General features: G+C 42.2%; 2 protein-coding genes and 1 pseudogene. All 3 read right to left on the bottom strand.

What is annotated here, in order from left to right:
• Positions 1 to 648: pseudogene (locus tag AC075L_RS00655) on the bottom strand (two-component sensor histidine kinase); the annotation flags it as partial.
• Positions 649 to 681: 33 nt separating this feature from the next.
• Positions 682 to 1,350 carry a response regulator transcription factor gene (locus AC075L_RS00650; protein WP_008705911.1) on the bottom strand — a complete coding sequence of 223 codons (669 nt, stop codon included), beginning with the start codon at positions 1,348 to 1,350 and terminating at the stop codon, positions 682 to 684.
• 298 nt (positions 1,351 to 1,648) lie between these two features.
• Positions 1,649 to 2,599, bottom strand: a 951-nt coding sequence (locus AC075L_RS00645; RefSeq protein WP_476387019.1) for a Na/Pi cotransporter family protein, incomplete at its 5' end; no start/stop codon positions are given.

Raw genomic sequence — 2,599 nt, 5'->3', positions numbered from 1 at the left:
CAGCTGTTTCTGAATCTGTCTGTTCTGCTGATCCAGACGAAAAAGTAATGGCCTTAATTCTTCGTAGCATACATGCTCCAGAGGATGTTCCAGATCAATCCGGTTGATAGGCTCTATCAGCTTTCTGGTCTGTTTCTGCACAAGAAAAAGTTCAATTACAAGGATCACGCATACCAGTCCGCCAAGCAGAAGAAAGCTGGTTAACATTGTTACCAGAAGACTGTCTGTAGTCCTGGCTACTCGCAGAACCTGATCATCCTTTAATTTTACAGCATAGTAAAACGTCTGTTTTGATAAAGTGTCTGAATAGCGGACCATCTCACCGGATCCCTGCTTCTCAGCTTCAATAAATTCCGGTCTGTTACTGTGATTTTCCATTTCTTCCGGATTCTCAATACTGTCAAACAACACCTGACCATCTTTTCCCAGAAGAGTGATCCTGCTGCTGGTGGCGTCTCCGACCCTGTCTGAGAGAAAAACGTCTCCGTCTTCTTCCAGACCTGTTTTAATGTATGCAGCTTCGTCTCTGACACCCTGTTTCATATAAATATCATATCTGTTATACATGACAGTTCCTGCTGCCAGGAATGTAAGTATTACGGATAAAATAATAAGTAAACTGGTGTGACTGAATATTTTATGCTTCATTTTTCCACTCCTGTTTTTTGTCTGTTTTATCTGTTATGCACCGATCCTGTATCCTACACCCCGGACCGTTTCGATCAGATTTCCTGCCTCGCCAAGTTTCTGGCGCAGAGTTCTCACATGGACATCCACAGTTCTGGTTTCACCGTCAAAGTCATATCCCCATACATGGCAGAGAATCTGATTTCTTGTCATAACAAGTCCTTTATTCTCCAGCAGATACTGAAGAAGTTCAAATTCTTTTCGGGTAAGATCGACCTTCTCTTCCCGGTAACGCACCTCATGACGTCCTACATTCAGATAAAGCTCGTCGTAATGCAGTTCCTTGTCTTCATTCTGACGGGCACTTCGTCTGAGAACTGCTTTTACTCTAGCAACAAATTCCATCATACCGAAAGGCTTGGTAATGTAATCATCCGCTCCGCCTTCCAGACCTTTTACTTTGTCAAATTCTGCTTCTTTTGCAGTAACCATAATTACCGGCACATCCTTTACAGATGGCATACTTTTCAGCTGCTCCAGAATGGTATAGCCATCATCTCCCGGAAGCATGATATCCAGCAGGATCAGCTCCGGTATCTCTTCTTTCAGCGCTTTCATCAGTTCATTGCCATTGCCAAACCCCCTGGCTTTAAATCCTGTTGTTTCCAGTGTATAAATAAGAAGCTCCCTGATATTCCGCTCATCTTCTACACAATAGATCATTCTGCTTTGCCTCCCCTTTATTTATCACCTGCTTTGTCGTCACAAGTGTATTTCTTTTTTCAGTATACTTATTTTTTTATCCCTGTACAAGTAAATATCCGGCATCTGCTTCATTTCTTTAAAGCAAAAATCCGGCCATTTTCTCTGAAATATCTCTCTCAGATACTTCAGAGTGCCCGGATTTCCTGATCATGCAAATAACATCATCCGTTACTGTTCACTTCGTTCTCAGTAACGTTGCCAAAATTCATTCCAAATTGCCTGCGGCAATGGAATTTTGTCATCTACCTGTTTATTTTTATGAAAGCTGATATTTGATTCGTGCGTCTTCCAGTTCATGATAAAATGTTTCGTCCGGATGGCTCTTGACGATATTCAGATGACTGTGAGTATCATACAGATCTTCATTCACCTGCGTCACACAGACTCCAATATTGGAACAATGGTCTGCCACACGTTCCAGACAGGTTGTAATGTCCGAAAGGATAAATCCCATCTCTATTGTACATTCACCGTTTCTCAGTCTCTGTACATGACGACGTTTTACTTCTTTGGAAAGTTCATCAATCACTTCTTCCAGTGGTTCAATTTTCTCCGCAAGCTTCATATCCTGTTTGTCAAAAACTTCATATGCCGTATTTACGATATCTTCTACTGCCTGTCCCAGCACTTCCAGATCTTTCTTTGCATTTTCGGAAAATTTCAGTCCTTTTTCATAAAGCTCCTGTGCTGATTCCATAATATTTACAGCATGGTCGGAAATACGTTCAAAATCCCCGATACAGTGAAGCATAATGGAAAGGCTGTGACTGTCTGCTTCTGAGATATCTTTGTGGCTCAGCTTCACCAGATAAGTTCCCAGTTCATCTTCATAGCGGTCAACCTTGGATTCCATGTTTTCCACACGTTCTACGCCTTCTTCACTGTATTTATCCACCAGACTCAGTGCTGTAAACAGTGCATTGTGGGATTCTTCTGCCATTTTTCTTGCTGCATTGCGGCTCTGCTCTACTGCAAATGCCGGTTTCTCCAGGAAACGAGGCTCCAGGATCATAAACTCTCTGTCCTCTGCTGAAACAACAACGTCCTCTTTTTTGTCCCGGATTGTAAGACAGGCAAGTTTCTCCAGTCCCTTTGCAAAAGGAAGGAGAATGATTGTTGCAGTAACATTAAATACACTGTGGATAACAGCAATTCCTGCCGGTGTTGCTGCCTGATGGAAGAAAGAAAATCCAACAACTGCATTTAT

The organism is Blautia sp. ZXY-1-B12 (assembly GCF_056339915.1).
Note: the sequence above shows the minus strand (reverse complement) of the source record. Positions and strands in the feature narration are given on the sequence as shown.